Raw genomic sequence first — 19,477 nt, 5'->3', positions numbered from 1 at the left:
TGTTGCTGTTAGATAAAATCCCCCAACTTGGTAGCGTCTATGCTTTCGTGTGAACGATCGTAAATCGCTTTTCCGTCTTTAATTACTATTAGCTGTGGCGATTGGTGATACACGCCGAATCGATTGGCTATTTCATTGGAAATATCACGGTGCTCCAATAAATCTAAATAGTATGGAACTACTTTTCCCTCTAAATTAAACTCTTGCTCAAACTGACGCAACGCCATGCGACTGATACTGCAACGCGTGCTGTGCTTGAAAATCACTACCGGTTTTTCGGTCGATTCGTTTACCATCTCGTTCAGCTGACCCAAATCGATCAACGCTCGCCAAGCCATGTTGCTTTCCTTTGCTGATTCAGCTGAGTCACCAAACATACTTTTAAATAAACTCATATCTTACCACTTTTAACTTATCCCTTATCTCTTTCAACTCATTTTCAAGCCATAACGTCATTACAAACGTCAAATTGTCTTCTACAACCGCAAAGATAACCAAAAAAATCAGCCATTTTGTCGGCTTAAATGCAATGGAATATAAATTGACGATTACAACTCGAAGTTTTCAAAACTTTTATTCCTAAAACAACACAAAGGAGAACCATACTATGAATACAAACAATTTTACTATTAAATCCCAAGAAGCCATTCAGCAAGCGCAACAAATGGCGCAAGGTTTCGGTCACCAACAAATCGAAAACGAGCATATCATCAAAGGTATCTTGGAAGTCGATGAAAACGTGACGCCTTTTATCTTAAAGAAACTCAACGTTAATGTCGACTTATTCAAAAAGATACTCGATAGTACACTACAAAGCTTTCCGAAAGTTTCGGGTGCCGATTTGATGCTGTCCCGCGAAGCTTCCACAGCTTTAACCGAGGCCAATATCATTGCCAAAAAAATGAACGACGAATTCGTTTCGATTGAACATTTACTGTTGGCTATTTTTAAATCGAAAAGTAAAGTCGCCCAAATCCTAAAAGACCAAGGCGTAACCTACAACGGTTTGGAAGCCGCTATAGCTGAAATCCGCAAAGGCGAAAGAGTCACATCGGCTTCTGCTGAAGAAACATACAATTCATTAAACAAATACGCCAAAAACCTCAACGAATTGGCCCGTACCGGCAAACTCGACCCGGTGATTGGTCGCGATGAAGAAATCCGACGCGTATTGCAAATCTTAACCCGTCGTACCAAAAACAATCCGATGTTAGTAGGTGAACCCGGTGTGGGTAAAACTGCAATAGCCGAAGGTTTGGCACACCGAATTGTAGATGGCGATGTCCCTGAAAACTTGAAAGATAAAATCGTATACTCACTCGATATGGGTGCGTTGATTGCCGGTGCCAAATACAAAGGAGAATTTGAAGAGCGCTTGAAATCGGTGGTGAAAGAAGTAACTTCTGCCGAAGGCGACATCGTCTTATTTATTGACGAGATTCACACGCTTGTAGGAGCCGGCGGTGGCGAAGGTGCTATGGACGCTGCCAATATTTTAAAACCGGCTTTAGCTCGTGGTGAGCTGAGAGCTATCGGAGCAACAACTTTAGATGAATACCAAAAATACTTCGAGAAAGACAAAGCGTTAGAACGTCGTTTTCAAAAAGTGATGGTCGATGAACCGGATACTGAAAGTGCTATTTCCATCTTGCGCGGGATTAAGGAGAAATACGAAACCCATCATAAAGTCCGCATCAAAGACGACGCGATTATAGCCGCGGTCGAATTGTCGCAACGCTACATTACCAATCGTTTCTTGCCGGATAAAGCCATCGACTTGATGGACGAAGCAGCTTCTAAACTGCGTATGGAAATCAATTCCAAACCCGAAGAACTCGACGTATTGGATAGAAAGATCATGCAATTGGAAATCGAGATTGAAGCGATTAAACGCGAAAATGACGAAGTGAAATTGAAGTCGCTTGGTTTGGATTTGGCTAATTTAAAAGAAGAACGCAACGAAATCTTTACCAAATGGAAATCGGAGAAAGATGTTGTTGACAATATACAAACCGTAAAACAAGAAATCGAAGATTTCAAACTCGAAGCCGAGCGTGCCGAGCGCGATGGTGATTACGGTAAAGTAGCCGAAATCCGTTACGGCAAAATCAAAGAAGCCCAAGAACGATTGGAAGCGTTGCAAACGCAATTGGGCGAAAACCAAGCCGGCAGTTCTTTGATTAAAGAAGAAGTGACTCGCGAAGACATAGCCGAAGTGGTTGCCAAATGGACCGGTGTTCCGGTGACCAAAATGCTCCAAGGCGAAAGAGAAAAACTCTTGCGTTTGGAAGACGAATTACACCACAGAGTGGTCGGACAAGAAGAAGCTATAGAAGCCATTAGTGATGCGGTACGCAGAAGCCGTGCCGGATTACAAGACATGAAAAAACCGATTGGTACTTTCCTATTTTTAGGAACCACCGGTGTGGGTAAAACCGAATTAGCGAAAGCCTTGGCTGAATATTTATTCGACGATGAAAACGCCATGACGCGTATTGATATGAGTGAATACCAAGAACGCCACAGTGTGAGTCGTTTGGTTGGTGCGCCTCCGGGCTATGTGGGTTACGACGAAGGTGGACAGTTGACTGAAGCCGTGCGCAGAAAACCATATTCAGTGATTTTGTTGGATGAAATTGAAAAAGCCCATCCCGACACTTTTAACATCTTGTTGCAAGTGTTAGATGAAGGCCGATTGACGGACAACAAAGGACGTTTGGCCGATTTTAAAAATACGATTATAATCATGACTTCTAACATGGGAAGTCACATCATACAAGAGAAGTTTGAAAACTTAAAAGGTAGTATTGAAACGGCTACAGAAGCAGCCAAAACGGAAGTGCTGGGCTTGTTGAAACAAACGGTTCGTCCGGAGTTTATCAACCGTATTGATGAAATCGTGATGTTTACGCCATTAACCGAAGCTAATATCAAACAAATAGTTGGATTACAGTTGCAAAGCGTAACCAAAATGTTGGCCCATCAAAACATTACGATGGATGCTACACCGGAAGCTATAGCTTATTTAGCCGAGAAAGGCTATGATCCACAGTTTGGCGCCCGTCCGGTAAAACGGGTTATCCAACGCGAAGTACTGAACCAGCTGTCTAAAGAAATCTTAGGTGGCAAAGTGACTACCGACAGTATCATCTTACTGGATTGTTTTGACGGACAATTGGTGTTTAGGAATCAGGTGGTTTAAAGCTGAGGTTCTAAGGTACTGAGGTACTGAGACTCAAATCTTAAAATATAAAGGTTGATTGATTTGAAAATCCTCGACAGTTGTTTTTACTGTTGGGGATTTCTATTTTAAAAAAAATACTCCCTACTCTGTATAACTCTTACTTCTTTCTCCTTGAATGAACATTTTCAAACTGTTGAAATGAATGGTAAAACTGGTAACTTTCCAGTATTTTTCGTCCTCGCTTTCAGGATTGGTGTATAGATACCATAAAGTGTAAGCGGCATTATCAAAACCTTTTTTAAAAATTGGTTTACCCGCTTCGTCGCATTCAATACCCCAAGAAATGGCTTTTTTGGGTTGTTCGTGTCGCTGGTAAAAGCCGTTGCCTGAAGCATTGAGTTCTACCACCGGTTCAGTTCCCTTAAACAAATAGGTCCCGGTAATAGGATAATCTATATTGGTGGTGATATAATGAATACCGTCTTGTGCTTCAATTTTGGTTTGTGCAAAACCACCCATTGCTAATCCTACAAACAATAAACTAAGTGCTTTAGATAATTTCATGGCCTTTCAATTTAGATTTTTTTAAAATTAAAAAGTAATCTAAACCGTTCATCGTGCCTCCAACACGAGTTATGAACAGGTTTAACAACAATTTCGGGTTTGAAAACCAACTCAATCATACCCATAAACCACTGATAACTCAAAAACATCGAACTTATTCTACAAGCCAACGCAAAATGTATTACACACTAAACCCTGAAAGTACAGTACATTTGCTTCAGAATTAAATTAAAAATTTAATTTTGCCGCCCCAAGTCTTTAACAATTGTTTACACCTACAACAAACCAATTGTAAAAAGCTCCATTTTGAACCCAAACTATTTCAAGAAACTTAAGTTTCATAATCGAAAAGTTGTGCATTATACGCTATTGGCGTGCATTATACTGTTACAGTTTATTGCCATTTTGATTTGGTATAACGAAACCGCTAACGAAGATAAACTTGATACCGCTATGGGCAATATTGCTCAATCAGACCGTGTGACTCATTTTACGAGCAAGATCAACTCTGCACTTCTCATGTCACAAGATTACTTTAATGATTACATTATTCATAAAAATCAGGCTTCACTGGATCAATATATAGTTTCACTTACTGAAACAGGTGGAATGCTTGACAGTTTGCATCACCAAACCCGAGACCATTCAGCCTTTCAAAAAATACTGCAACTCAAAAAGAAAACCCTAATCGATATACAACTGATACAATCGACTATTGATTCTATAGTTGACCGCGAAAAATATCCCAAATCAAGTGAAGTAGCAGCGCCATTTCAGTTTGACAAATTTGATTACAATAAAATACTTGATAGCATTAAAACCAATACTTTTATCAAGGTTGACAGTATCTCTAAAAAGGGACTGTTGGCGCGACTCATAGCGGCTTTTTCAGGAAAAATAGAAATTCAGAAAGAGCAACTCAACACGATAGTCACCATGAAATACAAAGACAAAGTCAAAACCGGTACTATTGAGGAGCAAATGAAAAATGCCTTTTTAACTACCAACAAATATTATGAAACAGAGTTCAAAAAACTCAAAGAGGCCTTTATGCAATTGCGCTCAAAGGATTTAGAGCTTATCAAACTGAATAATGATTTGCTGCTGTTGAGTCAGTCGACTTTACCGGTATTTAACGCTGCAGCAGATGATTTGAAACGCTACAACCAACAAGCATTACAAAATCAATTGAGCACCAACAAAGCCATTAGAAGTTACTCTATAGTTGCTGTTATCGTGTTGATGTTTGTAGTTTCTATGATATTATTTGGCTTTACACGTTTGGCTTTTGCTTACGAAAAAAGATTGACAAATGCTCAGGAAAAAATCCGACAAAACCTGAATTTCAAAAACAGAATCATGAGTATGATCAGTCATGAGATTCGTTCGCCTTTGAATTTGATTGCCTTATACAGTCAAAAAATCAGCCAAACCGTAAAAGAGCCTGAGATACAAGAAAGCTTCAGATCGATACAGTTTACCAGTAACTCATTACTGCTTTTATCCAATCAAATTTTAGAGTACTCCAAAGATGAACATTACCAACCCAAACTTAAAAACAGTCCTTTTAATTTGCAGGATGAGATAACACAAATACTGTTGAATATGCAAGCATTGGCACAGAGCAAAGGGAATCAACTGAAAACCAACATAAAAGTTGATAACGAAGAGGTATATGCTGATGTTGCCAAAATCCATCAACTGTTTTACAACCTTATCGGCAATGCCAATAAGTTTACAGATAAAGGCCTCATAACAGTGCATATCCGTCAAGAAAACCCTTCCGATTTTGAAACCAACTTGACCGTGGTTATTAAAGACACCGGGCGAGGAATTGCAACAAATGATTTGGAACATATTTTTGACTCTTACTACCAAGGAAGCATTTCGGGTGCTGTAAATAATTTAGGAGTTGGATTGGGATTGAATATTTGCAAAGAAATTGTATCGCTTTTTGAAGGAAGCATAAGTGTTAGTAGCGAGGAACAAAAAGGTACTACAGTAACTTTTAATATAATCTTAAGTAGAGCCTAAGTCTTAATTTGCTTTATTTACCTTTAAATTTTATCGGACAAAACCCATAAAAACTAATGTCTATGAAAACCAATCTGACTCCTACTTTTCTGATTGCAGATGACCACAGTATTGTTCGACAAGGCATTACTTTGGTAATAAAAGAATTGTTTTTTAACGCTACCATTTTTCAAGCCGGGTCTTTTAAGGAAACATTGAACACCTTGCGAGAAAACAAAGTATCTATGCTCATCTTAGACATCAATTTTCCCGATGGAAACAGTTTGAACATACTCTCGGAAATCAAAACATTGCAACCCGATTTAAAAATTCTGATTTTCTCAGCTTACGACGAAGACATTTATGCGTTGCGTTATCTGAATGCCGGCGCTTCGGGTTACCTCAACAAAGGTTGTAGTGAAGAAGAAATGAAACAAGCCTTACGGAGCATGATGGTTTCGGGCAAATACATTACCCAAAACATCAAAGACCGTATTTTAGATTCCTATATCAGCAAAAAACCGATTAATCCCTTAGAACAATTGTCAAATCGAGAGGTTGAAGTGGCTCGTTTGTTAATTAAAGGCTACGGCAATATGGAAATTGCAGAATTGTTAAATGTTAAAAAGTCAACGGTAAGCACTTTTAAAAATCGCATTTTTGAAAAGTTGGAAATTGATAATTTGGCCGACTTAATCGACTTTTTCCAGCTCTACAACTAACTCTTTACACCACCAAATTCAGCATTCTTTAAATACCACTTTATATTCTGAGCAACCCTCAAAAGGTTGCTTTTTTTGTCGAAGCAATTCTACAAAAAAGACCTGTCAATTCTACAATTCAAACGTTTCCGCTGTTATAGATTTGCTCTGGGTTTGAAGCCAAAAACACATGTCCGAATTTTGTACGACACACTTAGTGGATGACCTAAGATTAGTTTTTTAATAATTGTGAGACATTCCGAAAATCCTGCAGTAGCTGTTTTATTTGGGATTTGACAACCCTACTGCGGGATACTTTCGGAAAAATAATAGTTTTAATAAAACCAAAAAGGGAAAAAAATCGAATATAAAAGCAACCAATGTCGATACACAATAAAAACAAAATTTCGGTATTAAGTTATTTGACTTTTATAGGATGGCTTTGGGCCTTTTCAAAATACCAAAAAGGATCCAAATCCTCTTTAGTTAAATTTCACTTGGAGCAATCTTTGGGACTCGCTATTCTTGTGGTTGTTACCAACGCATTAATGATACTGTTAGTAGCTTTAGATCCACTTTTTAAAATAATGATGATAACAAACAACATGGGATTGGTTATACTTTGGGTAGCCGGATTATTGAGTGCTATCAATGGTGTGAGACTGCCATTGCCGGTAATAGGGTTTTATTTCAAAGATAAATTTGGTTTTATCCAATAGTATACCATCCCATTATATATAGATACAATAGCACAAAAGAAACCTAACCATGATTGACCAAATAAACCAACTCATTGCCATTAACTTACAGTTGTTTTATACCGCTGTTGAAGGCCAACTCAAACTGAAAGATTTTAAAGATCATGATGGAAATCAAATATCCGGGGCTAAAATGTTAGCCGACATTATGCAACAAAAGGAATTAATTCAGCCACATCTCAAAGAGCCGTATACTTATGAATTAACCGAATTTGGCCGAAGTATATGCTTGCATGGTGGTTGGGAAAAACATTTGGAAAAACTCAGCAAACTTAGTTTGGCATTAGAACAACAAACAAAACCCATCCTGAACCAACAAAAAAAAAGAATACCAACATTAATTCTTACTGCTGCCATATTGGTAATCGCAATAATTCTTATTTGGATTTTATAACACACCTTTTTGCCTCATTTCAAAACGTATCCTTAACGATCATTTCGCTAAGGATTTTTTATTATTTATACTGTTGATTAACAGCACACCTTAAAAAGAGCTTCTCAATTTAACATTTGTTGAGGTAGGGATTTTTTAACTGCAATTGTTTTAAAAATAACTTAAAACTATTTATTACTATGAAAAACATGAAAACATTTGTGGCTTTATTTGCCCTTTTAGCGGTGATGGCTTCTTGTTCGAACGACAGTGGAAGCGCAGACAGTTCGATGAAAATTATGGCTCGCGGAGTTTACAACCCAACTGCCGCTAACAGAAATGCGAACGGGGTAACCTTAAACAGCAATGTGGTTTTATCCTCTTTCAAAATCAATTTAAAAGAGATTGAGTTTGAGTTTGCTGAAGGTTATGATGATGACAATGGCGATGATGATTCTTATGATGATGACGGTTTTTACAATGGTGATGATGAATTCGAATTGAATGGTCCATTCGAATTGGATTTGTTAAACCAAAATGCGGTAGTAACTACTGTTACTATTCCAAACGGTACTTACGAAGAAGTAGAGTTTAAACTACACCGCAATACCAACAGTAGCTCTCCAATGTTCAATAAATCTATTGAAATTACCGGAACCATCAACGGAACACCTTTTGTTTTCTGGCATAATGTGGATGAAGATTTTGAGATTGATTACGAAGATGCTAACCAAAATTTAGTGGTAAGTAACAACTCCTACGATATTGTATTCAACTTCGATTTAAACCAAGTATTGAGTACAGTTGATTTAAGCGGTGCTGTAGACGGCGACGGCGACGGAACTATTGAGATTGGTCCGAATGACACCGACGGTAATCAAGCTTTGGCCAACCTAATTGCCAACAGTATTGAAGACTCTTGTGACTTAGATGACTAATGTTTATTTTTGAGATTTTTGTTATGGAAAGCCTCAACCGTTAAAGGTTGGGGCTTTTTTTTTTATCTTAGCTTCAACCAAAACAAGATTATGAAAAAGATAGTTATACTATTGTTGCTGTTGATTAGTTCAATCAATACTTACGCCCAAAACATAGCGGAAACCGATATAATCGGAACTTGGAAAGTCAAAAAAGCAACGGCTTTAAAAGACGCCGACAAAGCCGAAACCAAAGAATTAGTTAGCGGTTTCCAAAAAGCGACTTATACCTTCAATGCCGACCATAGTTTTATTTTTGACACCAAAAGCAACAGCAAAATGATGCAACAACTCGTAAAAATGTTTCAAAAAAACCAATGGATTTTCGATAAAAAGAAAAAGCAAATTAAAGTCGGCTTCAAGAAAGAAGGTTATTCAAACATTACTTTTATCGTAAAACAAGACGGCAAAAAAATTATTTTCCTGATAGAAGATGCTCAAATTGAAATGCAAATGAAAAAAGCTTAGTTTTGAAGTATTAAACAGCAGTCATTGAAGACCTTAAAACCATACAAAGAATTTTTAAGCTATATCGTCATCATGACGGTATTGTTTTTAGTGTTATGGTGGATGGAATTTCGCTTTATGGTATTGCAAAAGGATTATGAAATTTACATTGGCTTCTTGGCAGTGTTTTTTTTGCTGTTCGGCCTATGGTTGTCGTCCAAAATAACTAGGCCTAAAGTAGAAACTATAGTCCTTGAGAAAAAAATCCTTGTTCCTGAAACCGATTTTGTCTTCAATCAAACCGAATTCCAAGAAAGAAACATCAGCAAACGCGAGCTCGAAGTATTAACTCTTATGGCCAAAGGAATGAGCAATCAGGAAATTGCGGAAACCTTATTTGTATCTTTAAATACCGTAAAAACGCATACAACTAAATTGTTTGAAAAGCTGGAAGTCAAACGCCGAACCCAAGCCATAGAAACAGCCAAAAAGCTACAGCTCTTACCTCCTACTGTAGTGTGATTGTACAAAAATCACCCAAAAGTATGAGTTGAAAAACCTGACTTTAACCCATCTTTGCAACCTAATCCAAAACTATTTATTATGAAAAACACTATTGTAAAATACGGACTGATTGCCGGACTCATCGTAACGGCTTTTATGGGCATAGGTGCCGGAGTTTATATGTACAATCCCGAATACGATTTGGGGATGGTATTTGGCTTTGCCGGTATGTTGGTAGCCTATACCTTTGTCTTTTTAGGCGTGAAAAATTACCGCGACAAACAAAACGACGGATTTATTACTTTTGGAAAAGCGTTTAAAGTGGGTATGTTGATGTCGCTTATTACCGCCACCATCTATGTTGGAACTTGGATGGTTGAACACCATTTTATTTTTCCAGACTTCATGGAAAAGTACTCCGAGAACTCAATCATTGCATTAGAAAAACAAGGCCTTCCGGCAGCGGAATTTCAGGCAGAGAAAGAAAAAATTCTTTATTACAAAGAACTTTACAAAAACCCATTGTGGATTATCTTGTTTACCTATATGGAAATTATGATTCCGATTGGTTTATTAGTACCGGTAATCAGTGCTGCCATTTTAAAAAGAAAACCAACAACAGTAGTGTAGCGAAAATATTTAACCTTTAACTATTCTAAAATCCTCAATATTTCTTGAGGATTTTTTATATTTATTGAATAGAAAAAAAACATGACAACAAGCATAGAACAATACAACAACAGTCAAACGCCCGAGGAGCAAATGATTTGCCGACAATTGGCTGAAATTATTACCCAACATTTGCCTGAAGCCGAGAGTAAAATTTGGCATGCACATCCGGTTTGGTTTATCGAGGGCAATCCAATAGTGGGTTACAGCAAATTAAAAAATGGCATCCGACTACTGTTTTGGAGTGGTATTACTTTTGAAGAAGAAGCCCTACAACCCGGAACCGGGAAGTTCAAAGACGCCTCTATTACTTATACTAATGTTCAGCAAATTAATGTCTCTGATTTAAATCGTTGGTTACAAAAATCTATCTGTATTCAATGGGATTATAAAAACATCGTAAAACGCAAAGGCGTTTTGGAACGATTAAAATAAAATTGTCATAAATCAATTCAAATGAAAACTATTTTCACTCCAATTTTACTGTTACTATTTATCAACTTCAGTTATGCCCAAGTAAAAGAATGGGCTAACCTAAAGAAATACGAAGCCGAAAACCAATCGTTAAAACCTATGAAAAATGCTGTGGTATTGATGGGCGATTCAATTACCGAGTTTTGGAAAACCAATAGTCCCGATTTCTTTACTAACTATCCTTTAATTGATCGCGGCATCAGTGGACAAACTACTTCGCAAATGGTAGTGCGATTTGAACAAGATGTAATAGCCTTAAAGCCTAAAGCTGTGGTCATCTTAGCCGGTATCAACGACATAGCCGAAAATACCGGTCCGATTACTTTAGAAGCTGTTTTTGACAATATCGAGATCATGGTTAATAAGGCTAAAGCTCATAAAATTAAACCCATACTGTGTTCAATCCTACCGGCCAATAAGTTTTGGTGGAACGCTAAAATTTATCCGGCGGACAAAGTAATTGCTTTGAATAAGATGATTAAAGCCTACGCCCTGAAAAACAAAATTACTTATGTAGATTATTATACTGTTATGGTAGATGCCGATAAAGGATTGCAATACCAATATGGCGAAGACGGTGTGCATCCCAATCCCACCGGATATAAAATTATGGAGCGCTTGCTATTAAAAGCCTTGTACTAATAAAAAAACGCCAACTCTAATAGAATTGGCGTTTTCTTTACTTTATAATTTAGAGCTATTGCACAGCCAACAATGCGTTGATATTACCATAACCGTATTGTGAATTCTTAGTTGGATAATAAGTTGCCGATTGGCGTAACTTGTTTAGGACTTGTGTTCTGGTCCATGTTGGATTTTTAGCCCAAACCAAAGCGGCAATTCCGGCCGTAGTAGCAGTAGCTACAGATGAACCGCCTACATAATCCGATTGGTTATCGTAGTAACTGGTCACCGGAACTGTATTTCCGGAACCGTTGCGTTGCATGGCTACCGTAAACTCTATTTTGCCACCGGTATGACAAACGTCACAAGCTTGGTTGGAAGTACCTTCTTTCACTCCGGTTACCGCCACTGTTTCCGCCATAGAGGCCGGGAAAATCACACCAACAAAAGTGGTGAAAGAGGTAGACGTTCCTCCGGCACAAAAAATCAACTTGCCTTTGTTGTAAGCATATTTCACACCGTCTGAAATTTTACCGACCGAAAAAATATGTCCCATCGACATGGAAATGATTTTCACATTGTTGTTATTTCCCAAAGCGGTGAAAGCATTTTTAACACCGTTTTGCTCGTGATAACCGTCAAGCACCACATTGGATGCCGCTCTGTAAGTTACTAAATTGGCATTGTAAGCCACACCTACCGGCAATCCGTTGTCGTTACGCGGTGCTGCAGCTACAGAGGCCATGCTGGTACCATGACCGCATTGGTCGTTAGGTCCGTCAGTGCCGGTTGACCAAGGCCAAATAGAATCTACATAAACACCAAATTTTTGAATAGTCCTACCGGAAGACAATCCGTCATTGAAACTACTGCCCAATAAAGTTTGATTGGGAGATGTACCGGTATCTACTATCCCAATGGTAACACCGGCACCGGTACTGAAATTCCAAGCACTCGGAATGTTGTGTTGATAGAATGTCCACGGTGCTTTGGCGTTAGGCGTTATAGTGGTATAATCGGCTGTATTAAGTGTAGTGGCATCAAATCCGCAACCCGAGCTGGTGCTTGAGGAATCTGATTTTTCCAGACTACCACTCAAAGCAAAATACTGAAAATCACCAGGCTCTATATAACGGATATACTTGCTTTGTCTTAGTGCAATCAAAGTTTCTTGTTTCTTAATTACTACGTCCATTAAATTCAAATACGAATCAGCATTAATCAGTATTTCCGATAAGGCTTGTCCTTCATACTGTTGAATCATGGTCAACAATTGCTTTTGAACCGCAGCATTATTAGTGCTTTTACTTCTGTCGAAATCATTGCTGTTGTTACCAAAACCAATGGTTATTATGTTTTGTCCATGTACTGAAGCACTCCACAACATATAGGTTGAAGCGTCTTTCCAACTGAAGGAACCTTTAGTTTGAATGGATTGGTCGATGCTGTTTTTGACTTCCATAGCAGACATAGGCGTTTTTTGTGCTTCGCTAATCACAATATTACTTTCGTTTAAGCTTTCTTCTTTACTACAAGAAGCCATTAAAAACAATAAAAGAAAGGTCGCTTTTAGTAATCTGTTTACCATATTTACAATATTTTAATAATAGAATTACGAATATACCAAAATAACCCTTTGAATAATAGGTTGTTAATAAATTAAAAAAACTGCGCAGTCTCAGGTTTTCAAAACTATTATCTGTCTTATTGAATTTAAATATTGATTATTTACGTCATAATTGCTGAAATTTCGTATTTTTTTCTTAGTATTGGATAGTGTAACAACCTTAAACTATCTGATAAATGAAAAAGCACTTTTTATTTTTACTGTTGGTAACCTCGATGACTGTTACTGCACAAAACCAAAAATTTGTAAAACCCGATTACAAAGCCATTAAAAAAGAGGTCGCCAAGAAAAATTCTCTTTATTTCTATGAAACATTGATGAATAAATTCAATTCGGCTGATACAACTATGACCATAGAAGAAAAGCGACATTTGTATTACGGTTTTACCAATTCGGATAAATATTCCAGTTTTTACACCGGAAAAGCCAATGATAGTTTGAGAAGTGTTATCAATCAAAAAAACTTGGAAGATAAAGACTTCAAAAAAATTATAACCTATGGTACAGCCGTTTTAAAAGAAAACCCTTTTGACTTGCGTACTTTAAATATCATGTCCTATGCCTATGAAAAACAAAATAATTTAGTGGCTGCCAAAAACAGCGCCATTCAAATCAGTATCATCATAGATGCCATTTTTAGTACCGGTGACGGAACTTCGAAGGAAAATGCTTTCTATGTGATAAATGTCCCTCATGAATACGATATGATTTCTATTTTAGGCTTTCAATACGGTGGCAGCCAAAGTTTGGTGGATGGTACATACGATTACTTGACACTGGCTGAAAATTCCTATGGTATCAAAGGGTTGTACTTTGATATTAGTGCGAGTTTGAATAGGATGTCTGATATGCTAAAAGATTAATAAAAAAAAACTCTGAACTTTCATTCAGAGTTTTTTTTACTTTATAACTTACCGTTTTTAATTTCTTCAACTATCTCCGGATTCAATAATGTGGTAATGTCTCCGAAATTTGAGAAATCGCCTTCCGCTATTTTTCTCAAAATACGCCGCATAATTTTACCCGAACGCGTTTTAGGCAAGCCTGATACAAACTGAATTTTATCCAATTTAGCGATAGGTCCGATTTGATCGGAAATCAATTGGTTGATCTCTTTGGCCAAGTTTTCTTGGTTACGACTTTCCCCAACTTCTTTCAAAATCACAAAACCGTACAAGGCGTTTCCTTTAATATCGTGTGGGAAACCAACAATAGCACTTTCTGCTACGGCAGGATGCTCGTTGATGGCATCTTCGATTGGTGCTGTTCCTAAATTATGACCCGAAACAATGATTACATCATCTACTCTACCGGTAATTCTGTAGTAACCTACCTCATCGCGCAAGGCACCGTCACCGGTAAAATATTTGCCAGGGAAAGCTGTAAAATAAGTTTCTTTATAGCGTTGGTGATCGCCCCAAATGGTTCGGGCAATAGATGGCCAAGGGAATTTAATACACAAGCTGCCGGTTACTTGATTGCCCTCGATTTCGTTACGCAATTCATCCATTAAAACAGGCTGAATACCCGGTAACGGCAAGGACGCATATGTCGGTTTGGTTGGGGTTACAAAGGGAATTGGCGATATCATAATACCTCCTGTTTCGGTTTGCCACCAAGTATCTACCAACGGACAACGCTTTCCTCCTACGTGGTCGTTGTACCAGTGCCAAGCTTCTTCATTAATAGGCTCTCCTACGGAACCAATCACTTTTAAAGAACTTAATGGATATTTTTGAACATAATCTAAACTTTCTTTGGCCAAGGCACGAATGGCTGTTGGCGCGGTGTAGAATTGGGTTATGTTGTGTTTTTCAATCACTTCCCAAAAACGGCTAAAGTTTGGATACGATGGTACGCCTTCAAAAATTACGGTGGTAGCCCCGTTTAATAATGGTCCGTATAAAATATAAGAGTGTCCGGTAATCCAACCAATATCGGCAGTACACCAATAAATATCGTTTTCTTCGTAGTTGAAGATGTTTTTAAAGGTATAAGCCGTATAGACCATATAACCGGCAGTGGTATGTACCATTCCTTTTGGTTTTCCGGTAGAACCTGAAGTGTACAAAATAAACAACGGATCTTCTGCGTCCATAATTTCGGCTACGTTGTTCGGAATGGCTTCGTCTAAAAGCGGTTGCAACCAATAGTCGCGACCTTCTTTCATATTTACTTCAGTATTTGTTCTTTTTACTACAAAAACTTTTTCTACGGTTGGGCATTTCTCTAATGCTTCGTCTACGATGCCTTTTAAGTCTATAGATTTGTTGCCACGGTAACTACCATCGGAGGTAATTACTACTTTACACTCACAATCGGTAATACGGGCAGCCACTGCTGAGGCCGAGAAACCTGCAAAAACCACAGAGTGAATGGCTCCGATTCGGGCACAAGCCAAAACTGCTACCGCCAATTCCGGTATCATAGGCAAATAGATACAAACGCGATCGCCTTTTTGAACGCCTTGGTCGCGCAACACATTGGCTAATTTTGATACACGAGCGTACAGTTCGTTATAAGTAATATGTTGGGCCGGTTCATCAGGATTGTTAGGTTCAAAGATGATGGCTGTTTTATCGCCGCGACGGGCCAAATGTCTGTCAATACAGTTTTTGGTAATGTTTACTTTAGCATCCACAAACCATTTGAACTTTGCTTGTTGGAAATCAAAGTCGAAGACTTTATCCCATTTTTGGTACCAAGTAAAATTCTCATCTGCAATTCGGTCCCAAAATTTTCGTGGTTCGCGGACCGATTTTTTATACATTTTGAAGTAGTGCTCCAAATTTAGTATTTTGTAATAACTCATTGTAAATCTTATTTTATTATCGTTTTGTAATGTAAATATAAATATTCTGTTAGTCCGATGTTAAATTTTCTTGCTAAATAAATATATATAACTTTATCAAACGAATTTAAGTTAGGATTACCCCGTCTTTCATTTCAATGATTCTGTCGCTTTTTTTAGCAAAATCATCATCATGAGTTACCGCTATGATGGTTTGTCCGAAATTTTGCGTGAGTTCTTGAAAAATATCAAAAACCACAGCCGTATTTTTACTGTCTAAATTGCCTGTTGGTTCGTCACCCATAATAATCAGCGGATCATTGATTAGTGCTCTCGCAATGGCTACACGTTGTTGTTGTCCGCCCGAAAGTTTACTGGCCGGTTTGAGTGCTTGCTCTTTCAAACCTAATATTTCCAATTTTTCATAAGCCTTTTGCTCAATCTCGCTTTCAGACCATTGACCTAATTTAAGCGCGGGTATCATTACATTACGCAAACAAGAAAACTCGGGCAACAGGTAATGAAACTGAAACACAAACCCAATTTTTTGATTTCTAATTTCGGCCAAAGCATCAGTACTTAAACCGGTAACCAATTGATTGTCGATGTACAACTCGCCATTGTAATCGGTATCCATGGTTGAAAGAATGTACAACAGTGTTGATTTTCCGCTGCCTGATTTTCCTATCATGGAGAGAAACTCTCCTTTTTTAACATCAAATGAAATGTTTTTCAACACCTGAAACTCTGTTGGTTGATGGAAAAACTTATCTATGTTTTTGGTCTCGAGGATGTTCATTTTATTTTCTTAAGATTTCAACCGGATCAACATTAGCGGCTTTTTTAGCCGGTATATACCCTGCAAAAAAGGTAATTACCAAACCGATGACGATGCCTTGTGCAAACTTCTTGGTTTCATAATCTATGGGAAAGTACCCTATGTCGCCTCCCACATAAACTCTTTTTAACAATGTAATTAAAATAGTAGCCAAAACCACCCCACCGATAACTCCCATTACTCCAATAGAAACGGCTTGGGTTACAAAAATCCGGATCACATCTTTCCCTTTAAAACCCATTGCCTTTAAAATAGCTATGTCATTGATTTTTTGAGAAACGGTCATATTTAGTATGTTGTAGATTCCGAAACCGGCCACCAGTAAAATGGTCAGTGACACAAAGGTGATAATCATCTTTCGCATTTTATTGGCGGCCATCAAAGTTTCGTTGGCTTGCTTCCATCCTTCTGCTTTGTAACCACAGAGTGCTTCTAATTTAAGGGCGACCGCTTCCGCATTTTCTGGATCGGTGATATTAACGTTGATGTCGGTAATATAACTTGTCCCTTCTTTTAACAATTGTTGCGAGGCTGAAATATTGATATAAGACTTAGTTTTATCTGTATTCGAGTTATTAGTTTTAAAAATTCCGATAACCTTAAAAGTACGATTCACCCCTTTGGAAGACGTAAGACTTAAGTTGTCATTCACCGCTAAATTCATTTTTGCAGCTATACCACTGCCTATAACTATGCCGTTCGGATTGGATTTTAACAAGTCGAAATTCCCTTCCACCATAAACGATTTGATATTGTACATCAAATTGGCTTCATCGGGCTTGATACCCACAGCCAAACCGGAGATTTGTGATTTCCCGTTGTTGTAAAAAACATTCGAATTCACCTGAGGTGTTACTACGGTTACCTCTTCTTGTTTTAAAATGGTTTCTATGACCAAACCGGGATTGATGATGGTATTGTTTACCGGCACCACTTTTGGGTTGATGATGATGGGTTTTGCAGCTGAATCTCCAATTAAAGGTTTGCTGATTTCATCGTCTTTATAAACACGAATGTGACTGGTAGTTTTAAAAATGGAAGCATTCGAGCTTTTGTCAAAACCAACCATCATACTGTTCATAAAGATGTAAATCGACATTCCCAAAACCACACCCAAAACGGCTACCGCTGTGAGTTTCTTATTAGAAACTATATAAGTCTTGGCAATGACTGAATTGATATTCATGATTAAGGTTTTAATGGTAAGAGTATGTCATTCTCTTCTATCCCGCTCAAGACTTCAACGTATTCTGTAGAAATGATTCCGGTTTTCAGGATGACGGTTTCTTCTTTGTCTTTTACATTGACTTTATTACCAAAGCCAAGATAATTTCGAGGAATTAATAAGGCATTTTTCTTTTCTGACACTAAAACATTGGCTTCCAACTGGGTCCCGAAAAGCGAATGTGACAAAGATTCGTTAAAGGTAACTTTACAAATAAAGGACTGCGACTGGGTATCGAAGGCCGACAAAATTTCGGTTATTTTACCATTATAAACTTTAGTCTTATCAGTATTGAGTTTTACATAAACCGTTTGCCCTAATTTGACTTTACCGATGCTGTTTTCATCAACATTTAAAACGGCTTCAACTTTTTGTTGGTTTCCTATGGTGGCAATCAAATCGCCTTTCTTTACATAATCACCATTGTTCTTATATTTTTTTACCACTGTCCCGCTCTCAGCTACTACAACCGAGTTGTATCCTTTTAACACTTGATTGCTTTTTAATTGTGCATTCGTAGCTATAAGTTGTTGTTTGGCCTGTTGGAGTACTTGGTCATATTGTTTTTTAAGTGCTTTTAAATTGGCCAATGAATTTTTTGCTGCCAATTGGGCATTTTCATATTCCACTTTAGAGCCTATATTATTTTGTTGCAAACGCTCATACCGTTCGGCTTGTTTTTTATCTTGAAGGTATTTGCTTTCGGCGAATTGGATATTTTGTTCCAATTGCAATAAAGCCGGTGCGTTAGCAGTTACATTTTCTTTGGAGATCACCAATTGCTCTTGTGCACTTTCTGCATTGATTTGGTTAACTTTATTATCGATAGCCGCGATAACCATACCTTTGGTTACAGTTTGGCCGGCTTCAAAAACAACCTTTTCCAGCACTCCATCGGTTTGAGCAATCAAGTTATAGGAATCGTCCCACTCTAATTGTCCCGAGGCAAAAACCAATTCCTGTATGTCTTGTCGAATAGGTTTAACTTCTGCCTCTCTGCTACAAGAGACCAACAAAAAAAACATCAAAAGGGAGACTAATTGTTTCATAAGGTGAATAATTTGATATTGGTTGCCATGATAGCGTTACCCTGCGATATAAGGTCCAATTGAAATTTGGAAAACTTCCATTTGAGCATCATCATCCGGAAACTTCCGGTAATGATATGCACCATATCAGATGTGGTAATATGATGAGTAAATTCTTGATTATCTTTTCCTTGCTCGATGATGGTGGCTATCAATTGGGTTTTATATTGTATCAAATGCATGATGGCTTGGTTGATTTTTTCTGATTCGTCGAACAAACCTTCCGACAAAATGGCTACTACATAATGTGGATTTTCTGCAAAAAACCGAAACTGACTGTTAAACAATGTTGTCAACTTGGCTGTTGCCGTAGCATTGCTTTGCGCAACAACATCCAAACGTTCTTTCATGGATGTGGCCAAGTAGTTTAACAACAAAACCACTATGTCTTCTTTGTTGGTAAAATGTCTGTACAAAGCACTTTCGGAAAAACCCATTTCTTGAGCCAAGTTTTTGGTTGTAAGACCTTTGATGCCTTTTTCCATCAACAATTTCCCGGCAGAATCTATAATTTCTTGTTGGCGTTTTGAAGTAGAGTCTGTCATTCTGATTAAGTTAGTGAATATTCACTTTGCAAAGTTATACAAAAAAACCAATCGCATTAAGAAAGGATTGGCTTT

The 19,477-nt window shown here is 37.8% G+C and carries 20 protein-coding genes; 12 read left to right on the top strand and 8 right to left on the bottom strand.

Going from position 1 to position 19,477, the window contains the following annotated elements; all coding sequences use genetic code 11:
- Positions 1 to 8: 8 nt before the first annotated feature.
- On the bottom strand, positions 9 to 395 hold the full coding sequence (gene ytxJ / locus ACJG85_RS08180) for a bacillithiol system redox-active protein YtxJ (protein ID WP_409679445.1): 387 nt from the start codon (positions 393 to 395) through the stop codon (positions 9 to 11).
- A 212-nt stretch (positions 396 to 607) separates the two neighbouring features.
- Between ytxJ and clpB the strand changes: the two genes are divergently transcribed.
- The gene (gene clpB, locus ACJG85_RS08175) at positions 608 to 3,202 is read left to right on the top strand and encodes an ATP-dependent chaperone ClpB (protein ID WP_412476099.1); all 2,595 of its coding nucleotides are present in this window, start codon (positions 608 to 610) and stop codon (positions 3,200 to 3,202) included.
- Between the two features lie 123 nt (positions 3,203 to 3,325).
- On the opposite strand, the gene ACJG85_RS08170 is transcribed toward clpB, so the two are convergent.
- Entirely contained in the window at positions 3,326 to 3,748 is a 423-nt protein-coding gene (locus tag ACJG85_RS08170) for a hypothetical protein (RefSeq protein WP_409679450.1), read from the bottom strand.
- Between the two features lie 354 nt (positions 3,749 to 4,102).
- On the opposite strand from ACJG85_RS08170, the gene ACJG85_RS08165 reads away from it, so the two are divergent.
- The 10 genes from ACJG85_RS08165 (at position 4,103) to ACJG85_RS08120 (ending at position 11,306) form a co-directional block, all read left to right on the top strand.
- Complete coding sequence (locus ACJG85_RS08165; protein WP_412476098.1) at positions 4,103 to 5,782, top strand: sensor histidine kinase; 1,680 nt, start codon at positions 4,103 to 4,105, stop codon at positions 5,780 to 5,782.
- Between the two features lie 62 nt (positions 5,783 to 5,844).
- The gene (locus ACJG85_RS08160; RefSeq protein ID WP_409679456.1) at positions 5,845 to 6,483 is read left to right on the top strand and encodes a response regulator; all 639 of its coding nucleotides are present in this window, start codon (positions 5,845 to 5,847) and stop codon (positions 6,481 to 6,483) included.
- Between the two features lie 359 nt (positions 6,484 to 6,842).
- Complete coding sequence (locus ACJG85_RS08155; protein ID WP_409679458.1) at positions 6,843 to 7,181, top strand: DUF4870 domain-containing protein; 339 nt, start codon at positions 6,843 to 6,845, stop codon at positions 7,179 to 7,181.
- 49 nt (positions 7,182 to 7,230) lie between these two features.
- Positions 7,231 to 7,614, top strand: a complete 384-nt coding sequence (locus ACJG85_RS08150; RefSeq protein WP_409679461.1) for a hypothetical protein — start codon at positions 7,231 to 7,233, stop codon at positions 7,612 to 7,614.
- A 179-nt stretch (positions 7,615 to 7,793) separates the two neighbouring features.
- Positions 7,794 to 8,531: a hypothetical protein gene (locus ACJG85_RS08145; RefSeq protein ID WP_409679464.1), complete on the top strand. Its 738-nt coding sequence runs from the start codon at positions 7,794 to 7,796 to the stop codon at positions 8,529 to 8,531.
- A gap of 90 nt (positions 8,532 to 8,621) precedes the next feature.
- Positions 8,622 to 9,038 (top strand): DUF5004 domain-containing protein, encoded by a 417-nt coding sequence (locus ACJG85_RS08140; RefSeq protein WP_412463813.1) that lies wholly within the window; start codon positions 8,622 to 8,624, stop codon positions 9,036 to 9,038.
- Positions 9,039 to 9,062: 24 nt separating this feature from the next.
- Complete coding sequence (locus ACJG85_RS08135; RefSeq protein WP_412463812.1) at positions 9,063 to 9,539, top strand: response regulator transcription factor; 477 nt, start codon at positions 9,063 to 9,065, stop codon at positions 9,537 to 9,539.
- 81 nt (positions 9,540 to 9,620) lie between these two features.
- Positions 9,621 to 10,151 carry a DUF4199 domain-containing protein gene (locus ACJG85_RS08130; protein ID WP_409679473.1) on the top strand — a complete coding sequence of 177 codons (531 nt, stop codon included), beginning with the start codon at positions 9,621 to 9,623 and terminating at the stop codon, positions 10,149 to 10,151.
- 81 nt (positions 10,152 to 10,232) lie between these two features.
- A complete protein-coding gene (locus ACJG85_RS08125; RefSeq protein WP_412463811.1) occupies positions 10,233 to 10,625 on the top strand; it encodes a DUF1801 domain-containing protein in 393 nt (130 codons plus the stop codon).
- Between the two features lie 21 nt (positions 10,626 to 10,646).
- Positions 10,647 to 11,306, top strand: a complete 660-nt coding sequence (locus tag ACJG85_RS08120) for a GDSL-type esterase/lipase family protein (RefSeq protein ID WP_412463810.1) — start codon at positions 10,647 to 10,649, stop codon at positions 11,304 to 11,306.
- Positions 11,307 to 11,361: 55 nt separating this feature from the next.
- On the opposite strand, the gene ACJG85_RS08115 is transcribed toward ACJG85_RS08120, so the two are convergent.
- The gene (locus ACJG85_RS08115; protein ID WP_412476097.1) at positions 11,362 to 12,876 is read right to left on the bottom strand and encodes a S8 family peptidase; all 1,515 of its coding nucleotides are present in this window, start codon (positions 12,874 to 12,876) and stop codon (positions 11,362 to 11,364) included.
- Between the two features lie 215 nt (positions 12,877 to 13,091).
- On the opposite strand from ACJG85_RS08115, the gene ACJG85_RS08110 reads away from it, so the two are divergent.
- A complete protein-coding gene (locus tag ACJG85_RS08110; RefSeq protein WP_412463808.1) occupies positions 13,092 to 13,778 on the top strand; it encodes a DUF4919 domain-containing protein in 687 nt (228 codons plus the stop codon).
- A gap of 41 nt (positions 13,779 to 13,819) precedes the next feature.
- Here the strand turns inward: ACJG85_RS08110 and acs are convergent, their stop codons facing one another.
- The 5 genes from acs to ACJG85_RS08085 form a co-directional block, all read right to left on the bottom strand.
- On the bottom strand, positions 13,820 to 15,727 hold the full coding sequence (acs, locus tag ACJG85_RS08105) for an acetate--CoA ligase (RefSeq protein WP_412463807.1): 1,908 nt from the start codon (positions 15,725 to 15,727) through the stop codon (positions 13,820 to 13,822).
- A 106-nt stretch (positions 15,728 to 15,833) separates the two neighbouring features.
- On the bottom strand, positions 15,834 to 16,505 hold the full coding sequence (locus ACJG85_RS08100) for an ABC transporter ATP-binding protein (protein ID WP_409679486.1): 672 nt from the start codon (positions 16,503 to 16,505) through the stop codon (positions 15,834 to 15,836).
- A gap of 1 nt (position 16,506) precedes the next feature.
- On the bottom strand, positions 16,507 to 17,730 hold the full coding sequence (locus ACJG85_RS08095) for an ABC transporter permease (RefSeq protein ID WP_412463806.1): 1,224 nt from the start codon (positions 17,728 to 17,730) through the stop codon (positions 16,507 to 16,509).
- Positions 17,731 to 17,732: 2 nt separating this feature from the next.
- The gene (locus ACJG85_RS08090; RefSeq protein WP_412476096.1) at positions 17,733 to 18,818 is read right to left on the bottom strand and encodes an efflux RND transporter periplasmic adaptor subunit; all 1,086 of its coding nucleotides are present in this window, start codon (positions 18,816 to 18,818) and stop codon (positions 17,733 to 17,735) included.
- Positions 18,815 to 19,402: a TetR/AcrR family transcriptional regulator gene (locus tag ACJG85_RS08085; RefSeq protein ID WP_412476095.1), complete on the bottom strand. Its 588-nt coding sequence runs from the start codon at positions 19,400 to 19,402 to the stop codon at positions 18,815 to 18,817. Before ACJG85_RS08085 ends, ACJG85_RS08090 begins: the two co-directional genes overlap by 4 nt.
- Positions 19,403 to 19,477: the final 75 nt, after the last annotated feature.

The organism is Flavobacterium mekongense, assembly GCF_047038255.1.
In the GTDB taxonomy this organism is placed as follows: Bacteria; Bacteroidota; Bacteroidia; order Flavobacteriales; family Flavobacteriaceae; genus Flavobacterium; species Flavobacterium mekongense.
Note: the sequence above shows the minus strand (reverse complement) of the source record. Positions and strands in the feature narration are given on the sequence as shown.